The organism is Thalassospira sp. CH_XMU1448-2, from assembly GCF_037027285.1.
In the GTDB taxonomy this organism is placed as follows: Bacteria; Pseudomonadota; Alphaproteobacteria; order Rhodospirillales; family Thalassospiraceae; genus Thalassospira; species Thalassospira profundimaris_C.
On the sequence record NZ_JAYMEA010000004.1, the window covers coordinates 196,331 to 216,583 of the forward strand.

At 54.3% G+C, this 20,253-nt stretch carries 16 protein-coding genes; 10 read left to right on the forward strand and 6 right to left on the reverse strand.

Annotation, left to right across the window (positions count from 1 at the left end):
* Positions 1-45 precede the first annotated feature (45 nt).
* Positions 46-1,197, forward strand: a complete 1,152-nt coding sequence (locus WA318_RS16010) for a pyridoxal phosphate-dependent aminotransferase (RefSeq protein ID WP_336082709.1) — start codon at positions 46-48, stop codon at positions 1,195-1,197.
* Here WA318_RS16010 and WA318_RS16015 read toward each other — a convergent pair.
* Both WA318_RS16015 and WA318_RS16020 read right to left on the reverse strand, forming a co-directional pair.
* Positions 1,169-1,564, reverse strand: coding sequence for a hypothetical protein (locus WA318_RS16015; RefSeq protein ID WP_114098303.1), 396 nt, complete (start codon positions 1,562-1,564; stop codon positions 1,169-1,171). The genes WA318_RS16010 and WA318_RS16015 overlap by 29 nt on opposite strands.
* 117 nt (positions 1,565-1,681) lie before the next feature.
* Complete coding sequence (locus WA318_RS16020; RefSeq protein WP_336082712.1) at positions 1,682-4,684, reverse strand: Rne/Rng family ribonuclease; 3,003 nt, start codon at positions 4,682-4,684, stop codon at positions 1,682-1,684.
* Positions 4,685-5,362: 678 nt separating this feature from the next.
* Between WA318_RS16020 and WA318_RS16025 the strand changes: the two genes are divergently transcribed.
* The 9 genes from WA318_RS16025 (at position 5,363) to WA318_RS16065 (ending at position 16,537) form a co-directional block, all read left to right on the forward strand.
* Positions 5,363-6,613: an N-acetylmuramoyl-L-alanine amidase gene (locus tag WA318_RS16025; RefSeq protein WP_443082644.1), complete on the forward strand. Its 1,251-nt coding sequence runs from the start codon at positions 5,363-5,365 to the stop codon at positions 6,611-6,613.
* Between the two features lie 267 nt (positions 6,614-6,880).
* Complete coding sequence (locus WA318_RS16030) at positions 6,881-9,307, forward strand: penicillin-binding protein 1A (protein ID WP_336082716.1); 2,427 nt, start codon at positions 6,881-6,883, stop codon at positions 9,305-9,307.
* A 256-nt stretch (positions 9,308-9,563) separates the two neighbouring features.
* Positions 9,564-11,135 carry an alkaline phosphatase D family protein gene (locus WA318_RS16035; RefSeq protein ID WP_336082719.1) on the forward strand — a complete coding sequence of 524 codons (1,572 nt, stop codon included), beginning with the start codon at positions 9,564-9,566 and terminating at the stop codon, positions 11,133-11,135.
* Positions 11,136-11,304: 169 nt separating this feature from the next.
* Positions 11,305-12,433 (forward strand): peptide chain release factor 2 gene (gene prfB / locus WA318_RS16040; protein ID WP_114098299.1). Its coding sequence is split into 2 segments (ribosomal slippage): positions 11,305-11,373 and positions 11,375-12,433, totalling 1,128 coding nucleotides; the frame shifts between segments, so codons are not numbered across the junction.
* A 275-nt stretch (positions 12,434-12,708) separates the two neighbouring features.
* On the forward strand, positions 12,709-12,963 hold the full coding sequence (locus WA318_RS16045) for a hypothetical protein (RefSeq protein WP_114098297.1): 255 nt from the start codon (positions 12,709-12,711) through the stop codon (positions 12,961-12,963).
* A gap of 117 nt (positions 12,964-13,080) precedes the next feature.
* Complete coding sequence (locus tag WA318_RS16050) at positions 13,081-13,686, forward strand: nucleoside deaminase (RefSeq protein WP_336082722.1); 606 nt, start codon at positions 13,081-13,083, stop codon at positions 13,684-13,686.
* A gap of 73 nt (positions 13,687-13,759) precedes the next feature.
* Entirely contained in the window at positions 13,760-15,250 is a 1,491-nt protein-coding gene (locus WA318_RS16055) for a DNA-3-methyladenine glycosylase 2 family protein (protein ID WP_336082724.1), read from the forward strand.
* Positions 15,247-15,771, forward strand: coding sequence for a methylated-DNA--[protein]-cysteine S-methyltransferase (locus WA318_RS16060; RefSeq protein WP_336082726.1), 525 nt, complete (start codon positions 15,247-15,249; stop codon positions 15,769-15,771). The genes WA318_RS16055 and WA318_RS16060 overlap by 4 nt, the downstream gene beginning before the upstream one ends.
* A gap of 133 nt (positions 15,772-15,904) precedes the next feature.
* Positions 15,905-16,537 (forward strand): glutathione S-transferase family protein, encoded by a 633-nt coding sequence (locus WA318_RS16065; protein ID WP_114098295.1) that lies wholly within the window; start codon positions 15,905-15,907, stop codon positions 16,535-16,537.
* A gap of 88 nt (positions 16,538-16,625) precedes the next feature.
* On the opposite strand, the gene adhP is transcribed toward WA318_RS16065, so the two are convergent.
* From adhP to bcp, 4 genes are all read right to left on the reverse strand, one after another.
* Entirely contained in the window at positions 16,626-17,648 is a 1,023-nt protein-coding gene (adhP, locus tag WA318_RS16070; RefSeq protein WP_336082729.1) for an alcohol dehydrogenase AdhP, read from the reverse strand.
* 145 nt (positions 17,649-17,793) lie between these two features.
* The gene (locus WA318_RS16075) at positions 17,794-18,618 is read right to left on the reverse strand and encodes a ferritin-like domain-containing protein (RefSeq protein WP_336082732.1); all 825 of its coding nucleotides are present in this window, start codon (positions 18,616-18,618) and stop codon (positions 17,794-17,796) included.
* Positions 18,619-18,775: 157 nt separating this feature from the next.
* The gene (locus tag WA318_RS16080; RefSeq protein ID WP_114098292.1) at positions 18,776-19,546 is read right to left on the reverse strand and encodes a response regulator; all 771 of its coding nucleotides are present in this window, start codon (positions 19,544-19,546) and stop codon (positions 18,776-18,778) included.
* A 239-nt stretch (positions 19,547-19,785) separates the two neighbouring features.
* Positions 19,786-20,250 (reverse strand): thioredoxin-dependent thiol peroxidase, encoded by a 465-nt coding sequence (bcp, locus tag WA318_RS16085; protein WP_336082734.1) that lies wholly within the window; start codon positions 20,248-20,250, stop codon positions 19,786-19,788.
* Positions 20,251-20,253: the final 3 nt, after the last annotated feature.

Here is a 20,253-nt window from a genome sequence, read left to right on the forward strand (position 1 = left end):
TGTTGCACTTGAAATCGTAGTTAAAACGAATTGGGACCCCACACAATGGCTTTGAAACAATCCCTGCGCGGCGCAATTTCGCCCTTTATCGTCATGGATGTGATGCGTGCAGCCAATGCGCGCGAGACCGAGGGAAAAGCTGTTTATCATCTTGAAGTCGGACAGCCGGGGACACCTGCCCCGCGCAAGGTCCGCGAAGCTGCTGCCAAGGCGCTTGAAGCCGACCTAATCGGCTATACCAACGCCATGGGCATCGATCCGCTACGCGAAGCCATTGCCGGACATTACAAAACAAAATTTGGTGTGTCGGTTGATCCGTCGCGCGTTTGCGTTGCCAGTGGATCGTCGTCGATCTTTGTACTGGCGTTCCTCGCGGCCTTTGATGCGGGCGACCGTGTTGCGATGGCAGCACCGGGATATCCGGCCTACCACAATATTCTAAGCGCGCTTGGTATTGATACGGTCAACCTGCCTGCGGGCCCGGAAAGCCATTACCAGCCGACCGTTCAGATGCTCCGTGATCTTGAAGAGCCGGTTGATGGCCTGATCGTTGCCAGCCCGTCCAATCCGGCAGGCAGCATGATCGATGTCGAAACCTATCGTGAGCTGGCAACCTATTGCCGCGAAAACGGCATTCGCCTGATCAGTGACGAGATTTATCAGGGTATCTCGTTCGGGGATGTCAAGGAATGCACCGCCCTTGAATTCGGGGATGACGCGATCATCATCAACAGTTTTTCGAAATATTTCTCGATGACCGGCTGGCGTCTGGGTTGGGCAATTGTCCCGCCTGATCTGATGCGCGCGGTGGAATGCTTACAGCAAAACCTGTTCATATCCGCCCCGGCTTTGTCGCAAATCGCAGCTGTCGCCGCCTTTGATTGCGAAGAAGAACTTCAGGCCAATATCGCAGCCTATGCGCGCAATCGTGAAATTCTGCTCGAAGGTCTGCCCAAGGCGGGCTTTACCAAATTCGCCCCGGCGGATGGTGCATTTTATCTCTATGCCGATGTCCGCGAGCTGACGAATGACAGCGAAGTTTTTTGTCGCCAGATGCTCGAGGAAACCGGTGTGGCCACCACACCGGGCACGGATTTTGACCGGATGCGTGGCAAGGGCTATGTGCGCTTCTCTTTCGCGCATAGCGAGGCAACCATGATCGGTGCCGTCAAGGCGTTGCAGAATTGGAAACGCTAGACGACGTTGCATTCCGCTGGTAGCGACCATCTAGTCCTTTTCTGTCGGCGTTTTCGACAACATCCTTGATGAGATACAGTGTGAGAGGTGTCTGTCGAACTTTGTCAGTCATCGAGTGGATGCCACGTCTGGAGAAAAACGCATAGAAGTGACTGTGCAGCACCGAACCCAAACACAAGAAAAGTGATGATAGCGTCGCAAAGACAAGAATTGTGATCGGTATCGAGAAGTTCTTGATGGTTGCTGCCGTCATTGAGAGCAAGCCATAGACAATGAGAGCGGCAGCGATGTCTAGGGCAACGATGATGCCGATAATCTTGCCCCATCGTCTGTAAGTCATCTGAGGATGGAATAGTTTTTTGCTCATTGTGACCGATCTGATCCCTCAACGCTGACAGTTATCATTGCTAAAACCTTTATAGGTTTAAACAAAAAAAGACCGCTGAATTTCAGCGGTCTTTTTCTTTTAGCGACTTTGATCGGGTTAGCGACCAAGGCTCCACCAGCCGCGTTTTTTCGACTTGGGCTTTTCGTCCTTTGCCGGTTCGGCTGCAGGGGCTGCTTCCGGTGCTGGGGCAGGGACCTCGGTTTTGGCCGGTTCAGCCGGTTTTGGTTCAGCCGGTTTTTCGACAGGTGCCTCAACCTTTGGTGCTTCTGCTTTCGGTGCCGGTGCTGCGACTTCTGCCGGGGCAGTTGCCGGTGCAGCAACGGTGGTTTCCGGTTTGCTTTCAGCAACGGCTTCCGGTGCCGGGCCGCTCTGGATCGGGATGTTTTTCACATCACCACGATCATTGCTGCCTTCAGGGCGATCCGAACGCGGATTGCGGTCACGGCGGTTGCGACGGTTGTCGTTGCGATCCCGACGCGGACGGGCCGGGGCCGGTGCGGTGGTGCTGCGGACACGACCTGCACGAACGCCTTCCTGATCAAAGCTGTCAGCATCCTGACCGTCGCTTTCGGCGTCGATCACGCTGTTTTCTTCTGAACCATCCGGTGCTTCGTGATCACGGTTGCGACGCGCAGACGTCAGCGCCGGATCATCATTGGGCGAACGGGTACGGTTGGCATCGAAATCCTGACGACGCGAACGGCGACGGCCACCACGTTTGCCACGACGGCGACGCTTGCGCTGGCTTTCTTCATCATCGTCATCAAGGTTGCCGTGATCCGAACCATCAGCATCTTCGGCGTCGGTATCTGCCGCTTCTTGCTGGGTATCGTTACGATCATCACGATCATCATTGCGACCGCGACGACGACGGCGACGACGGCGGCGTTTGCCACCCTGATCGTCATCATCACCACGAACAATGTCTTCATCTTCGTCTTCGTCGTCTTCAACCGGGCTTTCAATTGCCGTCAGCGACACGCTGTCGGTATTGAGAACCGGGCTTACCTCTTCCTGCTCGTCACCTTTTTTCGCGCGGGTGCGCTCGATACGGTGATCCGGGGAAATCAGGCTGTCATCGCCAAAGATCATCACGGTGAAGCCGTAACGCTGTTCGATTTCAGCAAGCGAATCACGTTTACGGTTCAGGATGTAAAGGGCGACTTCGCTGGCGACATGAACGGTGAGCGCACCAGATCGACGGCGCATGCCTTCTTCTTCGATGACACGCAGCAGATGAAGGGCTGCACTTTCTATCGAACGGACAAGGCCGACACCACGGCAATGCGAGCAAACCTCGAACGCGCTTTCAACAAGCGACGGACGCAGACGCTGACGCGACATTTCAAGCAGGCCAAACGGGCTGATACGGCCAATCTGCAAACGTGCACGGTCATTGCGCATCGCTTCTTTAAGCTTGCGTTCAACCGATGCCTGATTGCGGTGATCTTCCATGTCGATGAAGTCGACAACGATCAGACCGGCAAGGTCACGAAGGCGCAGCTGGCGTGCCAGTTCCTCGGCCGCTTCAAGGTTGGTCTTGTATGCGGTTTCTTCGATATTGCGCTCGCGGGTCGAGCGGCCGGAGTTCACGTCAATCGCGACCAGTGCTTCGGTCGGGTTGATGACGATATAACCACCGGATTTAAGCTGTACGACCGGGTTGAGCATCGCATCAAGCTGACTTTCCACCTGGAAACGGTGGAACAGTGGCACGCCCTGATCCTTATAGGGCTGCACGCGCTTGGCATGTGATGGCATCAGCATTTTCATGAAGTCTTTGGCGATCCGGTAACCTTCGTCACCTTCGACCAGAACTTCATCAACATCGCGTGCATAAAGGTCACGGATGGAACGCTTGATCAGATCGGCTTCTTCGTAAATCAGGCAGGGAGCCTGGCTCTGAAGGGTGGTTTCGCGGATACGATCCCACAGACGCATCAGATAGTCGAAGTCGCGTTTGATTTCGGCTTTGGTCCGTTCTGCACCGGCGGTGCGAACGATCACGGCCATGCCGTCCGGAATCTCCAGCTCGGCCAGAATGGATTTCAGACGCTTGCGATCCTGGGCATTGGTGATTTTGCGCGAAATGCCGCCACCACGCGGGGTGTTTGGCATCAGAACACAATAACGGCCCGCCAGCGACAGGAAGGTCGAAAGTGCCGCACCCTTGTTGCCGCGTTCTTCCTTGACGACCTGAACCAGAATGATCTGGCGGCGTTTGATCACTTCCTGAATTTTGTAGCGTTTCTGAAGCTGACGGCTGTGTGATTCGACGAATTCGTCGGCATCGTCGCCACCAAGGTCTTCGATTTCTTCTTCTTCGCCACCGGCATCCGCAGACGGTGCCCCGTCGTCATTGTCGTCGTCTTCACCGTCGGCATCAATGTCAACGGTCAGTTCTGCGACTTCTGCCGACATTGCGGCATTACCGCCGGTCGGGGTGTCGTCAGAACCGTTGTCGTCACCATCATTGCTTTCTGCGGCCGGGGCATCATCAGATGACGCTTCGGTTGCTGATGCTTCGACATCATCGGACTTTTTGCGACGATTGCGGGTGCGACGACGACGCGGTTTGGCGTCTTCTTCCTCGGAAGATGCCTGTGCATCGCTTGCGTCAGCAGCATCGGCCGGGGCTTCTGCCTCGGCACCTGCTTCGAGCTCGGCTGCGTCACCTTCGGTCGGTTCAGCCGTTTCGTCCTTGTCCTTTGCGCGCGGTTTGCGACGCGAACGTGAACGGGCAGGTTTCTTTTCTTTTTTCGGGCTGTCTTCGGTTTCGCCGATATTGTCTTCGACAATTTCAGCGTCCTTGACCTGTGCGCCGCCCTGACTCAGGGCTTCGCGGTCGGCAACCGGGATCTGGTAGTAGTCAGAGTGGATTTCGCTGAAGGCAAGAAAACCGTGGCGGTTTCCACCATAATCAACAAAGGCCGCCTGCAAAGAGGGTTCTACACGCGTCACTTTCGCGAGATAGATGTTTCCCTTGATTTGTTTTTTTGTCGAAGTCTCGACGTCGTATTCTTCTAGGCGATTTCCATTAATAACAACGACACGGCTTTCTTCCGCGTGCGTTGCATCGATAAGCATGCGTTTAACCATTCGGAACCTGTTCCTGGAGGCCCCGCCAGTTCAATGCTACGCGCATTACTGCGCTGATATGCAAACAAACCGGCGTGACCGGAGGCGCCGTCCAATAGGGTCGCGATATGTCCTGTTTGTCTCTGGTTCATCGCGTGTCGGCTGCTCTTCCGGTTCGGACCTGGTTTTGATGTTGAAACAAAATAGGTTGTGTATTTTCGAGCGCGCCAAGGCAGCCTTTTTAAGGAGGGCTCTATCGGGAGCGGGAATTGCCGCGTCACCGAGACACCGACCGTAAGAACTGATCTAGTCGCGTCCTCAGCCTGGTGGCGTTTTAGGTACATACCACAAAGCATAGGAATCTCGGGTGCAACATATCCGGTTTATTCGCCTGCGACAAACAGTTTTGTTACATCAGACGATGACTTTCTGACACCGGCCCGTCAAAAGGCGAAGATTTCCGCGAATTTTCGCCTATGACGATCAATTGCCGTCAAATATATGAAAAAGCAAAGCTTTTGCCCTGCTGGCTGTGTCGCGACCATTAAAGGCAGGTTGATCAGGAGCGTGTCTAACTTCTTGCTTTGGTCAATTGCCCGTTAACCAACGCGTTGTTATAACCTTTGATCTCAGCTCTGGCAGGGTAAACAGGCGCAAGCACGACAGATGAATTCACCGCATGCAACATCACATTCCAATATGCGACCTGCACCGTGGGTTACGGTGTATCGTAAATTGACAAGATTTGCGATCTCGCTGTTTTTGCTGCTTTTTTCTGCCCAGATGGTTGCGTCGACGGCCAATGCACAGGCCGCCAAGGTCCTAGGCGCGCGACTTGGCGTCTATCCCGATTATACGCGTTTCGTAATCGATCTTGATCGGGATGTGGACTTTACCTATTTCCTGCTGCCTGATCCGTATCGCATCATTATCGATATGCCGGAAATCGACTGGAGCGCCCCTCCGGGCAAGGTGACCTCGGGCGGGGGGCTGATTTCCGGGCTGCGCTATGGCCTGTTCAAGCCCGGTACATTCCGTGTCGTGCTTGATGTTGCCGAACCGTCGCTGGTGTCCAAGATATTTGCGTTACCGGCATCCGGCGGGAAGCCCAATCGTCTGGTTGTCGACCTTAAACCGGCAAAACGTCAGGCTTTTCTGGATGCATCGCGTGACAGCATGGCAGCCTATTCTGCACGCAGCCGCAATGATACCAGTGCCACAGAACAAAGTGTTGATGTCGGTGTAAAATCCGGCCGTGGCGGCGAGGAAAAGCCGCTGATCGCCATTGATGCCGGACATGGCGGCGTTGATCCCGGTGCCATCGGGGTTGGCAATGTCTATGAAAAGGACCTGACGCTGGCCGCAGCCCGTCAGCTTGCAGATACCCTGACCGCGTCAGGGCGTTATCGTGTGCTTCTGACACGCGACAAGGATGTATTCCTTAAATTGCGCCAGCGTGTTGAAATTGCGCGTAAAAACGGTGCCGATCTTTTCATCTCGCTGCATGCAGACTCTATTGCCAATCCGAAGCATCGCGGCGGATCGGTCTATACCCTGTCTGAAAACGCATCGGACAAGGAGGCCGCAGCCCTTGCTTCCAAGGAAAACAAGGCCGACGTCATTGCCGGTATTGATCTCTCTGATGAAAACTCGCTGGTACAAAGCATTCTGATCGACTTGGCTCAGCGCGAAACCATGAACCTGTCGGCAACACTGGCTGCCAACATGGTCAGCCAGTTGTCACAAAGCATCGAACTGCAACGCAGAACCCATCGCTTTGCCGGATTTGCGGTTCTCAAGGCGCCTGATATTCCGTCTGCCCTGTTTGAAATGGGGTATCTGTCCAATGCAACAGATACCAAGCTTTTGCAAAGCCCGGCCCATCGTAAAAAGATTGCCGAAGCAGTCTTGCGGGCAATTGATATCTATTTCGAGAAACACAAATTCTAGAACTGGAACGCAGCAAAGGATTTGCCCCGCATTTCCAATATTTGGGGCAGGGCATTTTGATGCGTATATTCGCACGGAATGAACAAAAAGATACGCGGCGTGCGTGTCGTCACAACCTTGTCACTTTTTTGCCGCTATAGTCGGCATAACTGCGGTAGATGGACCAGACAAGGTCGATAATCTGCTGGGACATTGCATTTCCGGTGATTGTGCATGAATATGCGCCCTCGTCGGATCAGGCCAACAAATCGAAAAAGACCTGCTTACATGCGCATTTTACTAAGTATTTTCGGCTTTCTGTTTTTGATGGGGATCGCAGGCGGTGCCGGTGTTCTGGCCATCTTCTGGCATTTTGGTCAGGACTTGCCCGACTATACCCAGCTTGAAAACTACGAACCCGAAGTCATGACGCGTGTTCATGCATCCGATGGCGCGCTGATTGCTGAATATGCCCGCGAGAAACGTGTATTCGTTCCGATCACTGCCATCCCGCACAAGGTGATTGATGCCTTTGTTGCGGCCGAGGACAAAAACTTTTTCTCCCATCCCGGGATTGATTTTGCGTCGGTTCTTCGTGCTGCAGTGACCAACGTGGTCAATCTTGGCACCGGACGTCGTCCGGTCGGGGCATCGACCATCACCCAGCAGGTCGCCAAGAACTTCCTTCTGACCAACGAAGTTTCCTATGAACGCAAGATCAAGGAAGCGATCCTGTCCTTCCGTATCGAGCGTGCATTCTCCAAGGAGCATATCCTTGAGCTTTACCTGAACGAGATTTACCTCGGCAGTGGCGCATACGGTGTTGCTGCCGCATCGCTGCGTTATTTCGACAAGTCGCTTGATGAACTTAACGTCGAAGAGGCAGCCTATCTTGCGGCCTTGCCAAAGGCCCCGTCGAACTATCATCCGGTCCGTAATCACGACGAAGCAAAGGCGCGCCGTAACTGGGTGATTGGCCGGATGCTCGAGGAAAAATACGTGACCGAGGCCGAAGCACAGGCCGCATGGTCAGCACCACTGGTTAGCAAATCGCGTGAGTCGGTTGATACCTATCAGGCCGATTTCTTTGCCGAGGAAGTCCGTCGTCAGCTGGTCGACCGTTACGGCGAAGGCATGCTTTATGATGGCGGTCTTTCGGTACGTTCAACCGTTGATCCGAACATGCAGACGGTTGCGGACAAGGCGCTGTTTGAAGGTCTGGTTGCCTATGACCGTCGCCACGGCTGGCGCGGCCCGGTCACACAGATTGACCTGAATGGCAACTGGCAGCAGAAACTGCGCGAAGTTGAAAAGCCCGGTGACATTCCATGGGATCTGGCTGTTGTACTTAAAACAGATGCCAACGAAGCGACCCTTGGATTGCAATCAGGCGAGCAGGGCCGTATTCCGCTGCGTTTCCTGACCTGGGCGCGTCCGTGGCAAAAGGGCCAGACACTGGGTGCGGTGGTGAACCGTCCGTCGGATGTGCTTAATCCGGGCGACGTTGTCTATATCAAACATTTCGCAGAACTTGATGGCGAGAAACTGCCACCAAACACCTATGGCCTGCGCCAGATTCCCAATGTGAATGGCGGTCTGGTGGCGATGGATCCGCATACGGGCCGTGTTCTTGCGATGTCTGGCGGTTTTTCGCACGATCTGTCGAAATTCAACCGCGCAACCCAGGCCCGCCGTCAACCGGGCTCGGCATTCAAGCCATTTGTCTATCTGGCCGCTCTTGATCAGGGCTTTACCCCTTCAACTCTGGTGCTTGATGCGCCTTTCGTGATTGATCAGGGACCGGGGCTTGGGAAATGGAAGCCGGGCAACTATAGCGGTCAGTTCTATGGCCCATCGACCATGCGCCTCGGGATCGAGAAGTCCCGTAACCTGATGACGGTGCGACTGGCACAGACCATCGGAATGCCTATTGTTGCCGATTATGCCGAGCGCTTTGGCATTGTTGATGAGCTGCCAGAAGTACTTTCGATGTCGCTTGGCGCTGCGGAAACGACCGTCATGCGCCTGACGGCGGCCTATGCCGAACTGGTCAATGGGGGCAAGAAAATCACACCGACCCTGATTGACCGTATTCAGGATCGTCGCGGTAATGTGATCTATCGTCGGGACGAGCGCGATTGCGCACAATGTCAGGATGTGGCGTTCCGCAATCAGATGCCGCCTGATCTTCCCGATACCCGCGAACAGCTGACCGATCCGGCCAGTGCCTTCCAGATGGTTCATATTATGGAAGGTGTGGTGTCACGCGGTACCGGCCGGACCATTGCCGAGCTTGGCTACCCGCTGGCAGGCAAGACGGGAACGACCAATGATTCACGTGATGCATGGTTTGTCGGTTTCTCGCCTGATCTGGCGGTCGGGGTTTATGTCGGCTTTGATGATAACAGATCGCTTGGCGACAAGGAGCAGGGTGCCAGTGCTGCGGCTCCGATCTGGAAAGAATTCATGCGTGGTGCCCTTGCAGGAACCAAAGCCATTCCGTTCCGTACTCCACCGGGCATTCGCATGGTCCGTGTCGAGGCCCGCACCGGTATTCCGGCCCGTCCGGGCGATAAGGACGTGATCTGGGAAGCCTTCAAACCCGGTACCATTCCGGCATCAAACGACAATGTTATTGATGGTGGATATAACGAGTTTGGCGGCTCTGACAGCGGAAATGGCGGTGCTGTTTCCGGACCGGGCGGGATTTACTGATCAACCCCGATATACTTGATTGCGATGATCCAAATATTGCAGTCCAAATGTGATAAAAGCCGGATGTAATCAGCATCCGGCTTTTTTTTGACCATGGGGTCTTTCATCTGAAACTTTCTGTTTTCAGATCAGGCCATTTGGAAAGATGATCTGTCATCAAACAGTGACAAAAGAATCAACGCGATGACATTGGTCTGTCATCGGAATTTGACATGATCTCCAGGGATTTATTTCATGCATTAAAGAGGTTCCAGAGATGTCATTTCGTCTTTCCCGCCGAAAGTTTCTTGCAACAGGTGCGACTGCCGGTGCCGCAACGGCCATGGGTGGTTTCTTCATGCCGTCAATCTCGCGTGCGGCTGACCGTCCGGTCATCACGCATGGTGTTCAAAGTGGTGATGTGACTGCCAACACGGCCTGCATCTGGGGGCGTGCAGATCGGGCTTCGCGCATGGTAACCGAAATCGCAACCACTGAAGGCTTCAGGAATTCGGTCCGTATTCCCCATGTCGATGTTCTGGCCCAGCGCGATTTTGCTGGCAAGCTCGCATTGAATGATCTTCCAGCCGGTCAGGATATTTTCTACAAGATCCATTTCGAGAACCTTGATGATGGTCGCGCGTCTTCCGAACCGGTGATCGGCCATTTCCGTACGGCACCTGCGGCGAAACGCAACATCCGCTTTGGCTGGTCCGGCGATACCGGTGGTCAGGGCTGGGGAATTGACGAAGATCGCGGCGGCATGAAAACCTATGCCACCATCACCAAACACAATCCTGATTTCTTCATTCATTCCGGCGATACGATTTATGCCGATGGACCGTTTGCCGAGACCAAGGAAACGCCCGACGGGCAAATCTGGAAAAACATCACCACCGAAGACACCGCCAAGGTTGCCGAGACGCTGGATGAGTTCCGTGGCAATTACAAATACAACATGCTTGATCAGCATGTGCGCGAATTCAACCGTCTGGTGCCTGTGTATTATCAGTGGGATGACCATGAAGTGACCAACAACTGGTATCCGGGCGAGATGTTGCTGGGCGATGACCGTTATACCGAAAAATCTGCATCCTTGCTGGCTGCACGTGCCAATCGCGCCTTTCGTGAAATGCTGCCGATTACCGAACATGCATCCGAGCCGGGGCGGGTGTATCGCAAGGTGTCATACGGGCCGTCTCTGGAAATCTTCTTCCTTGATATGCGGACCTATCGTGGCACCAACGATGCAAATAACAGCCCGTCACCGACGGACAACACGGATTTCCTTGGTCGTGCGCAGATGGAATGGCTCAAACGGGGGCTTTTGAATTCAAAGGCGACCTGGAAAGTCATTGCTGCTGACATGCCGATTGGCATGATTGTCTATGATGACTGGAAAAACAAAAGCACGTTTGAAAACCTCGCCAACGGTGATGGTGCGCCAGCCGGACGTGAGCTTGAAATCGTTGAACTGTTGCGTTTCATCAAGAACGCCAAAATCAACAATACGGTCTGGCTGACTGCGGACGTGCATTACACCGCAGCCCATTACTATGACCCGAACAAGGCACAGTTCCAGGACTTCGACCCGTTCTGGGAATTTGTTTCCGGTCCTCTCCACGCCGGAACGTTCGGTCCCAGCGAGATGGACAACACATTTGGTCCGCAGGTAAAATTCACCAAACACCCGACCAAGGAACAGGGCGTTAATCTGCCGCCATCCTTTGGTTTGCAGTTCTTTGGTCTGGTCGATATTGATGCCGAAACCGAACAGTTCCGGGTCTCGTTGCGCGACGTCGCTGACGATGAACTTTATACCGTGACACTCGATCCGGTATTTGAGTGACCCCTGAATTATCCTGCCTTATCTTTGATGCGAAACCCGGTAGCAACCCGCTGCCGGGTTTTTGCATGGTTGCAGGGGTTTCAACTGCGGCAAAAACTGCTATAAGCGGCGCCGAGTTTGCCGCAGTCAAACTGCGGCCACAAATTTCAGATGAATAACGGAGACATCAATGCGCGCCGAAGCACAGGCATTGGTCGATGAAATCAAGCAGTCGATGGTACTGCTGAGGAGGCATCTTTGACTGGGATAACGCTCTTAGACGCCTGGACGAACTGAACGCACTGGCCGAAGACCCGACCCTTTGGGACAACGCCGCCAATGCGCAGAAAGTCATGCGTGAACGTACCCAGCTTGATGATGCCATCAATGGTTATAAAAAGCTCGCCCAGGAGCTTGAAGACAACATTGAACTGATCGAACTTGGCGAAGCCGAGGGCGATGCAGAAACGGTTGCCGAGGCCGAAGAAGGCCTGCGCGCAATCCGCGAGATTGCCGCACAGCGCGAACTCGAAAGCCTGCTTTCGGGCGAAGCCGACGCCAACGATGCCTATCTTGAAATCCATGCCGGTGCCGGTGGTACCGAAGCACAGGACTGGGCATCGATGATGGCACGCATGTATTACCGTTGGGCAGAGTCCAAGGGTTACAAGCTTGAGATGCTCGAAGAAAGTGATGGCGAGGAAGCCGGTATCAAGTCGGTTACCTACAAAATCACCGGGCATAATGCCTATGGCTGGCTCAAGAACGAAGTGGGTGTGCATCGTCTGGTGCGTATTTCGCCCTATGACAGTTCTGCGCGCCGCCATACGAGCTTCTCGTCGGTCTGGGTCTATCCGGTCATTGATGACAATATCGAGATTGAAATCCTTGATAAGGATCTTCGTGTCGATACCTACCGTGCATCAGGTGCCGGTGGTCAGCACGTTAACCGGACGGATTCCGCTGTTCGTATTACCCATATTCCGACCGGCATCGTTGCCCAGTGTCAGAATGACCGTTCGCAGCATAAAAACCGCGATACGGCGATGAAGATGCTCAAAGCCCGCCTCTATGAGGCCGAGCTTAAAAAGCGCGAAGCCGAGGCACAGGCGGTTGAGGACAGCAAAACCGACATCGGTTGGGGGCATCAGATCCGTTCCTACGTTCTGCAGCCCTATCAGATGATCAAGGACCTGCGTACGGGGACCGAAACATCCGATACCCAGGGTGTTCTGAACGGCGATCTCGATGCCTTCATGGCAGCTGCATTGGCCGCAAAGGTTACCGGTTCGGCTGGCGAGATCGAAGACATTGATTGATCGGTTGCCGATAACTGCTTGAAATCTAGAACACCCCGCTGATTGTTCGGCGGGGTGTTTTGCTTCAATGTGCAAACAGGTGGGTAAAATAAACTTCCGAAAACCCCGGAAAAAGGCGGTTTGCCCCCAAAAGTCCCATTTCTGTCACACAATTGCCGGATAGCTTTGCCATGGTGAGGCCAAGCGAGACCTGCCAAGCAATAACAAACCCCAGACAATGGCTGGAGACTGGCAGGCTTGCCTCAGAGCAAACATCTTTTGTCAGGTAGTCCCAAATGGCCCAGAACTCTCTTGGTCCGGTCGCAGTCGGTGACCAGTTCAAACTCGCAACTCCGAATGGCCCGGTTTTCGAGGTCGTCAAAATCCGTCAGATGGCACCGGTCGATCATGCCCTGATCACCAAAGTGCGCGATACCAAATCCCCGACACTGATCGCGGTGACCACCCTTTTAAATCGCGACTTCTATCTTCCGGTTGCGCCGGAAAACCGCCAGATGCCCGACAATGACGGGATATTGCGCGGTATCTGATTGTAAAGCAGTGCAGCAGACTGTTTTGCAACCCGCGAGATGAAAAACAGGTTGGCATGGCGGCCCTGACACGGTGAAATGGTACAAACAAATATCAGTACTTCAGGGGCCGCCATCATGCCAGAGACCACCGCCAGCCCGAACCTTTTGGAAAAGCTGTTCTCCGTTCTGGAAAACGACATTCTTCCCAAAACGCGCGCAGGTGTTGCGGGTGGCAACAAGCTGTTCGGGGCAGCGATCCTTCGAAAATCCGATCATTCGCTGGTCATTGCCGAAACCAACAATGAAACCGAGAACCCGCTTTGGCATGGGGAAGTCCATTGTCTTAAGCGGTTTTATGAAATTCCTGCTGATCAGCGCCCGGCAACCTCGGAGCTGATATTCCTCTCAACCCATGAACCCTGTTCGATGTGCCTGTCGGCAATTACCTGGGCCGGGTTTGATAATTTCTATTATTTCTTTTCCTACGAAGATTCCCGCGATGCCTTTGCCATTCCCCATGATTTGAAAATCATGAAGGAGGTCTTCACACTTGATGATGGCGAATACAACAAGTCCAACGCATTCTGGGACAGTCATTCGATGATGGGCATGGTCGCCGAACTGCCGGAAGACACGCGGGCAGGGTACCTTGTCCGGGCCAAGGCGATATCCGACGAATATGATCGTCTGTCGGCGCAATATCAGGATGGTAAATCCGATAACGACATTCCCCTGAACTAGGGCAATCAGACGATTTTACGTTTGAGTCCGAATCTGGCGAGTTTTGATTGCCGGTTCTGGTAAACTGCCAGGCATGGAACAGCTCAATAACGATATATGCTATCAGGCACTCAAAACCCGGGACCGTCGGTTTGACGGGCGGTTTTATACCGCCGTTCTGACCACCGGGATTTTCTGTCGCCCGATTTGCCCAGCAGTCACGCCAAAACGTGCCAATGTGGAATTCTATCCCAGTGCGGAGGCGGCAATTGCCCATGGCTTCCGGCCGTGCCTGCGCTGTCGTCCCGAAGCTGCCCCCGGAAGTCCTGCCAGTGCCGGTGTTCATGCAACCGTGGCCCGTGCCGTACGCCTGATTGATCAGGGCGTGCTTGAAACCGGATCGATTGCCGATCTGGCCGAGCGGCTTGGTGTCGGGGATCGGCATCTGCGCCGTATCTTCAAGGAACATACCGGCGTCACCCCGCAGGAACACGCCAAGGCCAGACGCCTTTTGCGGGCGCGCCAGCTGATTGTGGACAGTAACCTCTCGATGATCGAGATTGCTGATATTGCCGGTTTCGGCAGCTTGCGGCGGTTCAACGATGCGATGAAGCAGGCCTATGGTCAGGCACCGACGGCATTCCGGCGCGGCGTAAAACCCAGAACGTCGAGCCCGGCAAAGGACGACGATCCATTTGCCCCGCGCAATGATGATCTTGTGTTGCGTCTGCGTGCCAGACAGCCGTTTGATGCGGAATATCTTCTGGCCTTTTTCCGGGCGCGCGCCATTCCGGGGCTGGAAGCAGTCCGTGATCGCATCTATGCGCGCGGATTTGCCATGGGCGATCAGGTCGGTTTGATGATCTGCCATTTCAGCCCGGATCAAAGCGGGGTGGAGGTGATCCTGCGCGGCCCGGCGCGTGAAGCCGTGCTTGAAATTGGTGCGCGTGTCCGGCGCCTGTTTGATCTTGATGCAGATGTTCCGTCCATCACGGCACAGTTTTCCGATGATGCGTTGCTTGCGCCACTGATTGAAAAACGCCCGGGCCTTCGTGTGCCGGGGTGTTGGGACCGGTTTGAACTGGCCATGCGCGCCGTTTTGGGACAGCAGGTATCGGTTGCTGCGGCCAGAACACTGGCAGGGCGTATTGTCGCCCGCTTTGGCAGGGCACTGCCCGATGACCTGGTTACCCGAACCGGTGTCACGCATCTGTTTCCCGCCCCGGCACAGCTTGCCAATCAGGAACTGATATCCATCGGGCTTACAACCCGCCGTGCGCAGACACTGGCCGATGTGACTGATCTTTTTGCCGATCCCGGTTGCGATCAGAAGGCGGGTGAAACCCTGATTGCCGATCTGACCGCGATCAAGGGAATAGGTCCATGGACATTGAACTATTTCGGCCTGCGTGGACTTGGCGACCCGGATGCCTTTCCGGCGGCCGATCTTGGCATCCTCAAGGCATCAAGCATGGGCGGCGGCCCGGACAAGGCCAAGGCACTTGATGCCCTGTCGGAAAGCTGGCGACCCTGGCGGGCCTATGCCGCGCAATATCTTTGGTCTGCATTGGAAGGAGAAGGATGATGACAACCACGATCAATGTGATCCGTTATCCAAGCCCGATTGGCAAACTGTCGCTTGCCTCGGTCGAAGGCAAGCTTGTGCATCTTGATTTTGAAGATAACGATGATCGTCTGAAAACCATTCAGACGCGGCGTTTTAAAAAGCTCGACTGGATGGAAGGTGGCTCTGCGCCCGGATCGGTGATTGACTGGCTTGATGCCTATTTCGAGGGCGCGGCGATCAAACCGCCGATAGATGCTCTTACCATGATCGGGACCGATTTTCAGAAATCTGTCTGGGATGCCCTGATTACCATTCCCAATGGCAAAAGCGTGTCCTATTCCGGACTGGCGGTTCAGCTTGGAAAGCCAAATGCCGTTCGCGCGGTTGCACGCGCCAATGCACTGAACCCGGTTTCGATCATTGTGCCATGCCACCGGGTGATCGGATCAAACGGAACATTGACCGGCTATGCCGGTGGGCTGGCGCGCAAGAAATGGTTGCTTGATCACGAAGCCGCCATTGCCGCAAGCACCTTCTGATCCTCTTAGCTACGGCCCATAAGCCCTGCGCGCGTGGGCTGCCCTAACGAAAATTCACGCAAAACCGGAGACTGCCAACTGACCAGCGTCTTGGTCAGAACGCCATTTCGTTGCCTTTTTGAAAGCAAGTACCATGAAGCTCTATGATTATCCCGGATCGCAAAATGCCTGGAAAGTTCGGCAACTATGCGCGCATTTGTCAATTGCATATGATGCGGAATGGCTGTCTATTTTTGAAGGGCAAAGCCACACCGATGCGTTCATTGAACGCAACCCGGCGGGCGCTGTGCCGGTGCTGGAACTTGAGGACGGGCGCTGTATTGCTGAATCCAACGCGATCATGATTTATCTGGCCGAGGGCAGTGCCTATTTTCCAGATGATCGCTATGAACGTGCCAAGGTCCACCAGTGGCTATTTTTCGAAGCCGATTACGTGCAATCAACAATCGCAACCCTGCGCTACTGGAACTTGACCGGAAAGAACGCGCGCAATCAGCATCAACTTGAAAAGCGACGGCTTGGCGCCATCGGGGTTCTGGGAAATCTGGATCGGTACCTCACTGATAAAAGCTTCCTTGTTGGTGATCGCTATACCATCGCTGATATCGCCGTTTATGCATATGTCCACCTGGCCCACGAGGCAGATATTGATATGGCACCGTACGCAGCGATTAGGCGCTGGATCGACCGGGTTCACACCATTGTCGGGAATGAGGTGCCAGTGCGCTATTACGCCGAAGATCCTCACAGCACAGATGATCTTTAGCGCCAAGAAAAAATTCCCTGTGTCTGAAGGCACATTTGAAACAGGCCTCGGACACAGGGAACAATATGCAAATCACGCAAAGCGAAAATCAGATCGACATCACGATGCGGCCATCGATCTTGCCGTCGCGCATGCGATCAAAGATCGAATTGATGTTTTCCATCGGTTCGGTGGTGAAGTGTGAATGCACCTTGCCATCGCCTGCGAATTCAAGGGCTTCTTGCAGATCGGCACGGGTGCCGACGATGGAACCGCGAATGGTTTTGCGCGACAGAACCGTATCAAAGATATCAAGCTCGAACGTTCCCGGTGGCAAACCGACCAGCGCCATGGTCCCGCCACGGCCCAGCATGCCAACGCCCTGTTTGAAGGCCGCGCGCGATACCGCCGTGACAAGCACGCCATTGGCGCCGCCCATCTGCTTTTGCACTTCGGATATGACATCGGTTTCGGCAGCGTTCAGTGTCCAGTCCGCGCCAAGATCACGGGCAAGTTTCAGTTTGTCCTCGGCGATATCGACCGCAATCACCTTCATGCCCATGGCCTTGGCATATTGCACGGCCATATGGCCCAGACCACCAATGCCCGAAATCACAACCGTTTCGCCCGGCTTGCATTCGGTTTCCTTAAGCCCCTTATAGACCGTTACCCCGGCACAGAGCACAGGGGCTGCATTGCCAAATTCAAGGGCGTTTGGCAGATGCCCGATATAGTTCGGGTCAGCCAGAACATATTCGGCAAAGCCGCCATTAACGGAGTAGCCGGTGTTGAGCTGTTCACCGCAAAGCGTTTCCCAGCCGGTAATGCAGTGATGACAATGCCCGCAGGCCGAATGCAGCCAGGGCACGCCAACCCGGTCGCCTTCCTTGACGGATGTGACACCTTCGCCAACCTTGGCAACAATGCCGACACCTTCATGGCCCGGAATGAAAGGCGGGTTTGGTTTGACCGGCCAGTCCCCCTCGGCGGCATGAAGATCGGTGTGGCAGACACCGGATGCCTCGATCTTTACAAGTATCTTGCCCGGTGAAACTTCGGGAACAGTGACTTCTTCGATGGAAAGCGGTTTGCCAAACTCGCGAACGACGGCGGCCTTCATAGTGCGTGGCATGATCGTGCCTCCTGACGGAATGCAAAAATAGCCGCCTTGTCGCGGCTGTCTCATTCTCGCAAAAGGAATAAACCTGTTTTCTTATGCACGCATTGCGGTGGGTCAAATTCGCTAAATCTGAATCAGCGTACCAAGCCTGAACGACTCAGAGGTCGTCGGCTTCTCCGGGAAGTTCCAGAACATAATCCTGATAGTAATCAGGCGGCATTCCGGCTTCATACCGGGCTTCGTCATTGAAGGGCGGTTTTAGCGGCCCGCGGAAATGTTTGCGCAGCATGTCATGCCAGGTGGTGTAATAGGGCAGGTCCCGCTGATCGCACACATATTCATAATATTTGCGGCCCGCTGCCACATGGGCGATTTCATCATGTGCAATGATTTTAAGGATGCGCGCACTTTCCGTATCGCCATGGGCCAGAAGTCGTTCGATGGTCGGCGGCGTGGCATCAAGGCCGCGGGCCTCAAACACCATCGGTACGACGGCAAGGCGCGGCAGGATGTCATAGGCCGTATCCATTGACGTCTGCCAAAGGCCGTCATGGGCAGGCAGATCACCATAGGTCGCACCCATTTCACCAAGACGCTTGTTGATCATCTTGAAATGGCGCGCCTCGTCATCGGCAACCTGAACCCAGGCATCATGGAAATCGCGCGGCATGTCTGCTTCGGGGAAGCGCACACACAAATCCCACGCCAGATCAATTGCATTAAGCTCGATATGGGCCAACGCATGCAAAAGCCCGATGCGGCCCTGAACGCTGCCCTTTTTGCGCTTGGGCATCTTGTTGGGGGCCAGCAATTCCGGCTTTGCCGGACGTCCGGGACGATCGGGCAGATCGGTTGATCCGACTTCGGTAATCTCGCCATTGCGCCACATTGCGGCGAGTTCGGCCGTGATATCGGCTTTCTCGGTGGCGTCTTCGGTCAAAAGCGCCCGTTTGGCGGCTTCGGCGAGGGTGAGCTTGGTCATGATTGTCCGGGTGGTTGTGAAGATGTCTGGTGCCTGTGTCTGCCATTTGCCGGGCCCCCGGTCAATGGGCAAGGAAAAGGGCGATCCGCCATAACATGCCTGATCGCCCTTTGGGATTTGAATATGCCCGGAAACGTTCGGTGTTCCGGACGCATCATCAGGTGATGTTAAATCGCGCCAGTGCCTCGGCCAGATCTTCGCCAAACGCATTGCCCTTGCGGATGATTGCCGTGCGGCATGGCAAATCCTGAAGAGACGGGTGGTTGGGGGCATCCGATGTCAGAACAGCGGTCGGAATGGCACGCGTTTTGGGCATCGCTTGCAATGCATTGGCCAGATCAACACCGCTGAGCTCATCAATGGTTTTGGCAACAATGATGAAATCCGGACGGGTGCGAACGGCAAGTTCAATCGCTTCGAAAGACGTTTGCGTAACCGAGCTGCGGTATCCGCAAGCCGCCAGTTCACGTTCAAGGATCGTTGCCATGGAGCGTTGCGGAATGACCAGCAATGCTTCGACATTAGCCTGTTTCAACCAGTTGGGATCGATGTCAGGTGCACGCTTTGAAGGCAATTCACGCACGAATTCGGCGGTATCCGTACCACCTGCCGTCATGTCGCCTTCAAGCAGGGTCTGGATTTTGTCGACAAAGGCCTGAATATCATCAATGGAACCTTCGTTCAGTTCCTTGCAGGTGGTGACGTAATCTGCCAGACGATGGCTGGTCAGATTGATCAGCGGCGCTGCAACCGACTTGCCTTTGTAACGCAGATTGAAAACTTCGCGCTGGATGGCGGTCAGATGGGCGGGGTCGCTTTTGCCTCGGGCATTTTGCAGATGGACATCAATCGAATTGATGATGTCATTTGCTTCATCGCGAAAGTCCGCAAGCATCTGATCGTCGAGATCAACAACATTCTTGTTCATTGCAATACCTGCTTTGCCGGCGTGCCGGTTTGTTTTGTCTTAACAGGTGAAAAGCCTCTTCACCCATACTCCCATATGTAAATTGTTATCCTGACATGTAACCCAAGGCAACAAATTCAATGCGTTGTTCAATGCGCATCGGTATGAAATTTTGAAGTCAGAAAATGCCAAAAAACAAAGGCCCGGCAAATACTTGCCGGGCCTGACATATGTTCTGAAAAATCAGTTTTCTGCGGCACTCAAAGCGCGCGTACTGCTTCAAGAACTTCGGCGACATGGCCTTTGACCTTGACCTTGCGCCATGCATTGCGGATTACGCCATCGCCATCAATGACAAAGGTCGATCGTTCGATCCCCATGAATTTCTTGCCATACATGCTTTTTTCCAGCCAGACACCGAAATCCTCGCAGACAGTGCCGTTCTCGTCGGATGCCAGAATGAAGTTCAGGTCGTGCTTGGCCTTGAATTTGTCGTGGCGACTGACGCTGTCTTTGGAAATGCCGATGATCTGGGCGTTGACGGCGCTGAAATCAGGTTCGGCGTCACGAAACTCGCAGGATTCCGTGGTGCAGCCCGGGGTCATGTCCTTGGGATAGAAATAGATCACCACCGGTTTTCCTGCCAGATCAGACAATTTGACACTGTTGTCACCATCGGTCGGCAGTTCGAAATCAGGGGCCTTGTCACCTACATTGAGGGTCATGTT

Excerpts from the sequence above, each read along its gene's own strand:
- WA318_RS16015 (WP_114098303.1), bottom strand. The coding sequence starts at position 1,564 with ATGAGCAAAAAACTATTCCATCCTCAGATGACTTACAGACGATGGGGC.
- WA318_RS16055 (WP_336082724.1), top strand. The coding sequence starts at position 13,760 with ATGGAACAGCTCAATAACGATATATGCTATCAGGCACTCAAAACCCGG.
- WA318_RS16020 (WP_336082712.1), bottom strand. The coding sequence starts at position 4,684 with ATGGTTAAACGCATGCTTATCGATGCAACGCACGCGGAAGAAAGCCGT.
- WA318_RS16050 (WP_336082722.1), top strand. The coding sequence starts at position 13,081 with ATGCCAGAGACCACCGCCAGCCCGAACCTTTTGGAAAAGCTGTTCTCC.
- WA318_RS16060 (WP_336082726.1), top strand. The coding sequence starts at position 15,247 with ATGATGACAACCACGATCAATGTGATCCGTTATCCAAGCCCGATTGGC.
- adhP (WP_336082729.1), bottom strand. The coding sequence starts at position 17,648 with ATGCCACGCACTATGAAGGCCGCCGTCGTTCGCGAGTTTGGCAAACCG.
- WA318_RS16025 (WP_443082644.1), top strand. The coding sequence starts at position 5,363 with ATGCGACCTGCACCGTGGGTTACGGTGTATCGTAAATTGACAAGATTT.
- WA318_RS16045 (WP_114098297.1), top strand. The coding sequence starts at position 12,709 with ATGGCCCAGAACTCTCTTGGTCCGGTCGCAGTCGGTGACCAGTTCAAA.
- bcp (WP_336082734.1), bottom strand. The coding sequence starts at position 20,250 with ATGACCCTCAATGTAGGTGACAAGGCCCCTGATTTCGAACTGCCGACC.
- WA318_RS16030 (WP_336082716.1), top strand. The coding sequence starts at position 6,881 with ATGCGCATTTTACTAAGTATTTTCGGCTTTCTGTTTTTGATGGGGATC.
- WA318_RS16010 (WP_336082709.1), top strand. The coding sequence starts at position 46 with ATGGCTTTGAAACAATCCCTGCGCGGCGCAATTTCGCCCTTTATCGTC.
- WA318_RS16035 (WP_336082719.1), top strand. The coding sequence starts at position 9,564 with ATGTCATTTCGTCTTTCCCGCCGAAAGTTTCTTGCAACAGGTGCGACT.
- WA318_RS16065 (WP_114098295.1), top strand. The coding sequence starts at position 15,905 with ATGAAGCTCTATGATTATCCCGGATCGCAAAATGCCTGGAAAGTTCGG.
- WA318_RS16075 (WP_336082732.1), bottom strand. The coding sequence starts at position 18,618 with ATGACCAAGCTCACCCTCGCCGAAGCCGCCAAACGGGCGCTTTTGACC.
- WA318_RS16080 (WP_114098292.1), bottom strand. The coding sequence starts at position 19,546 with ATGAACAAGAATGTTGTTGATCTCGACGATCAGATGCTTGCGGACTTT.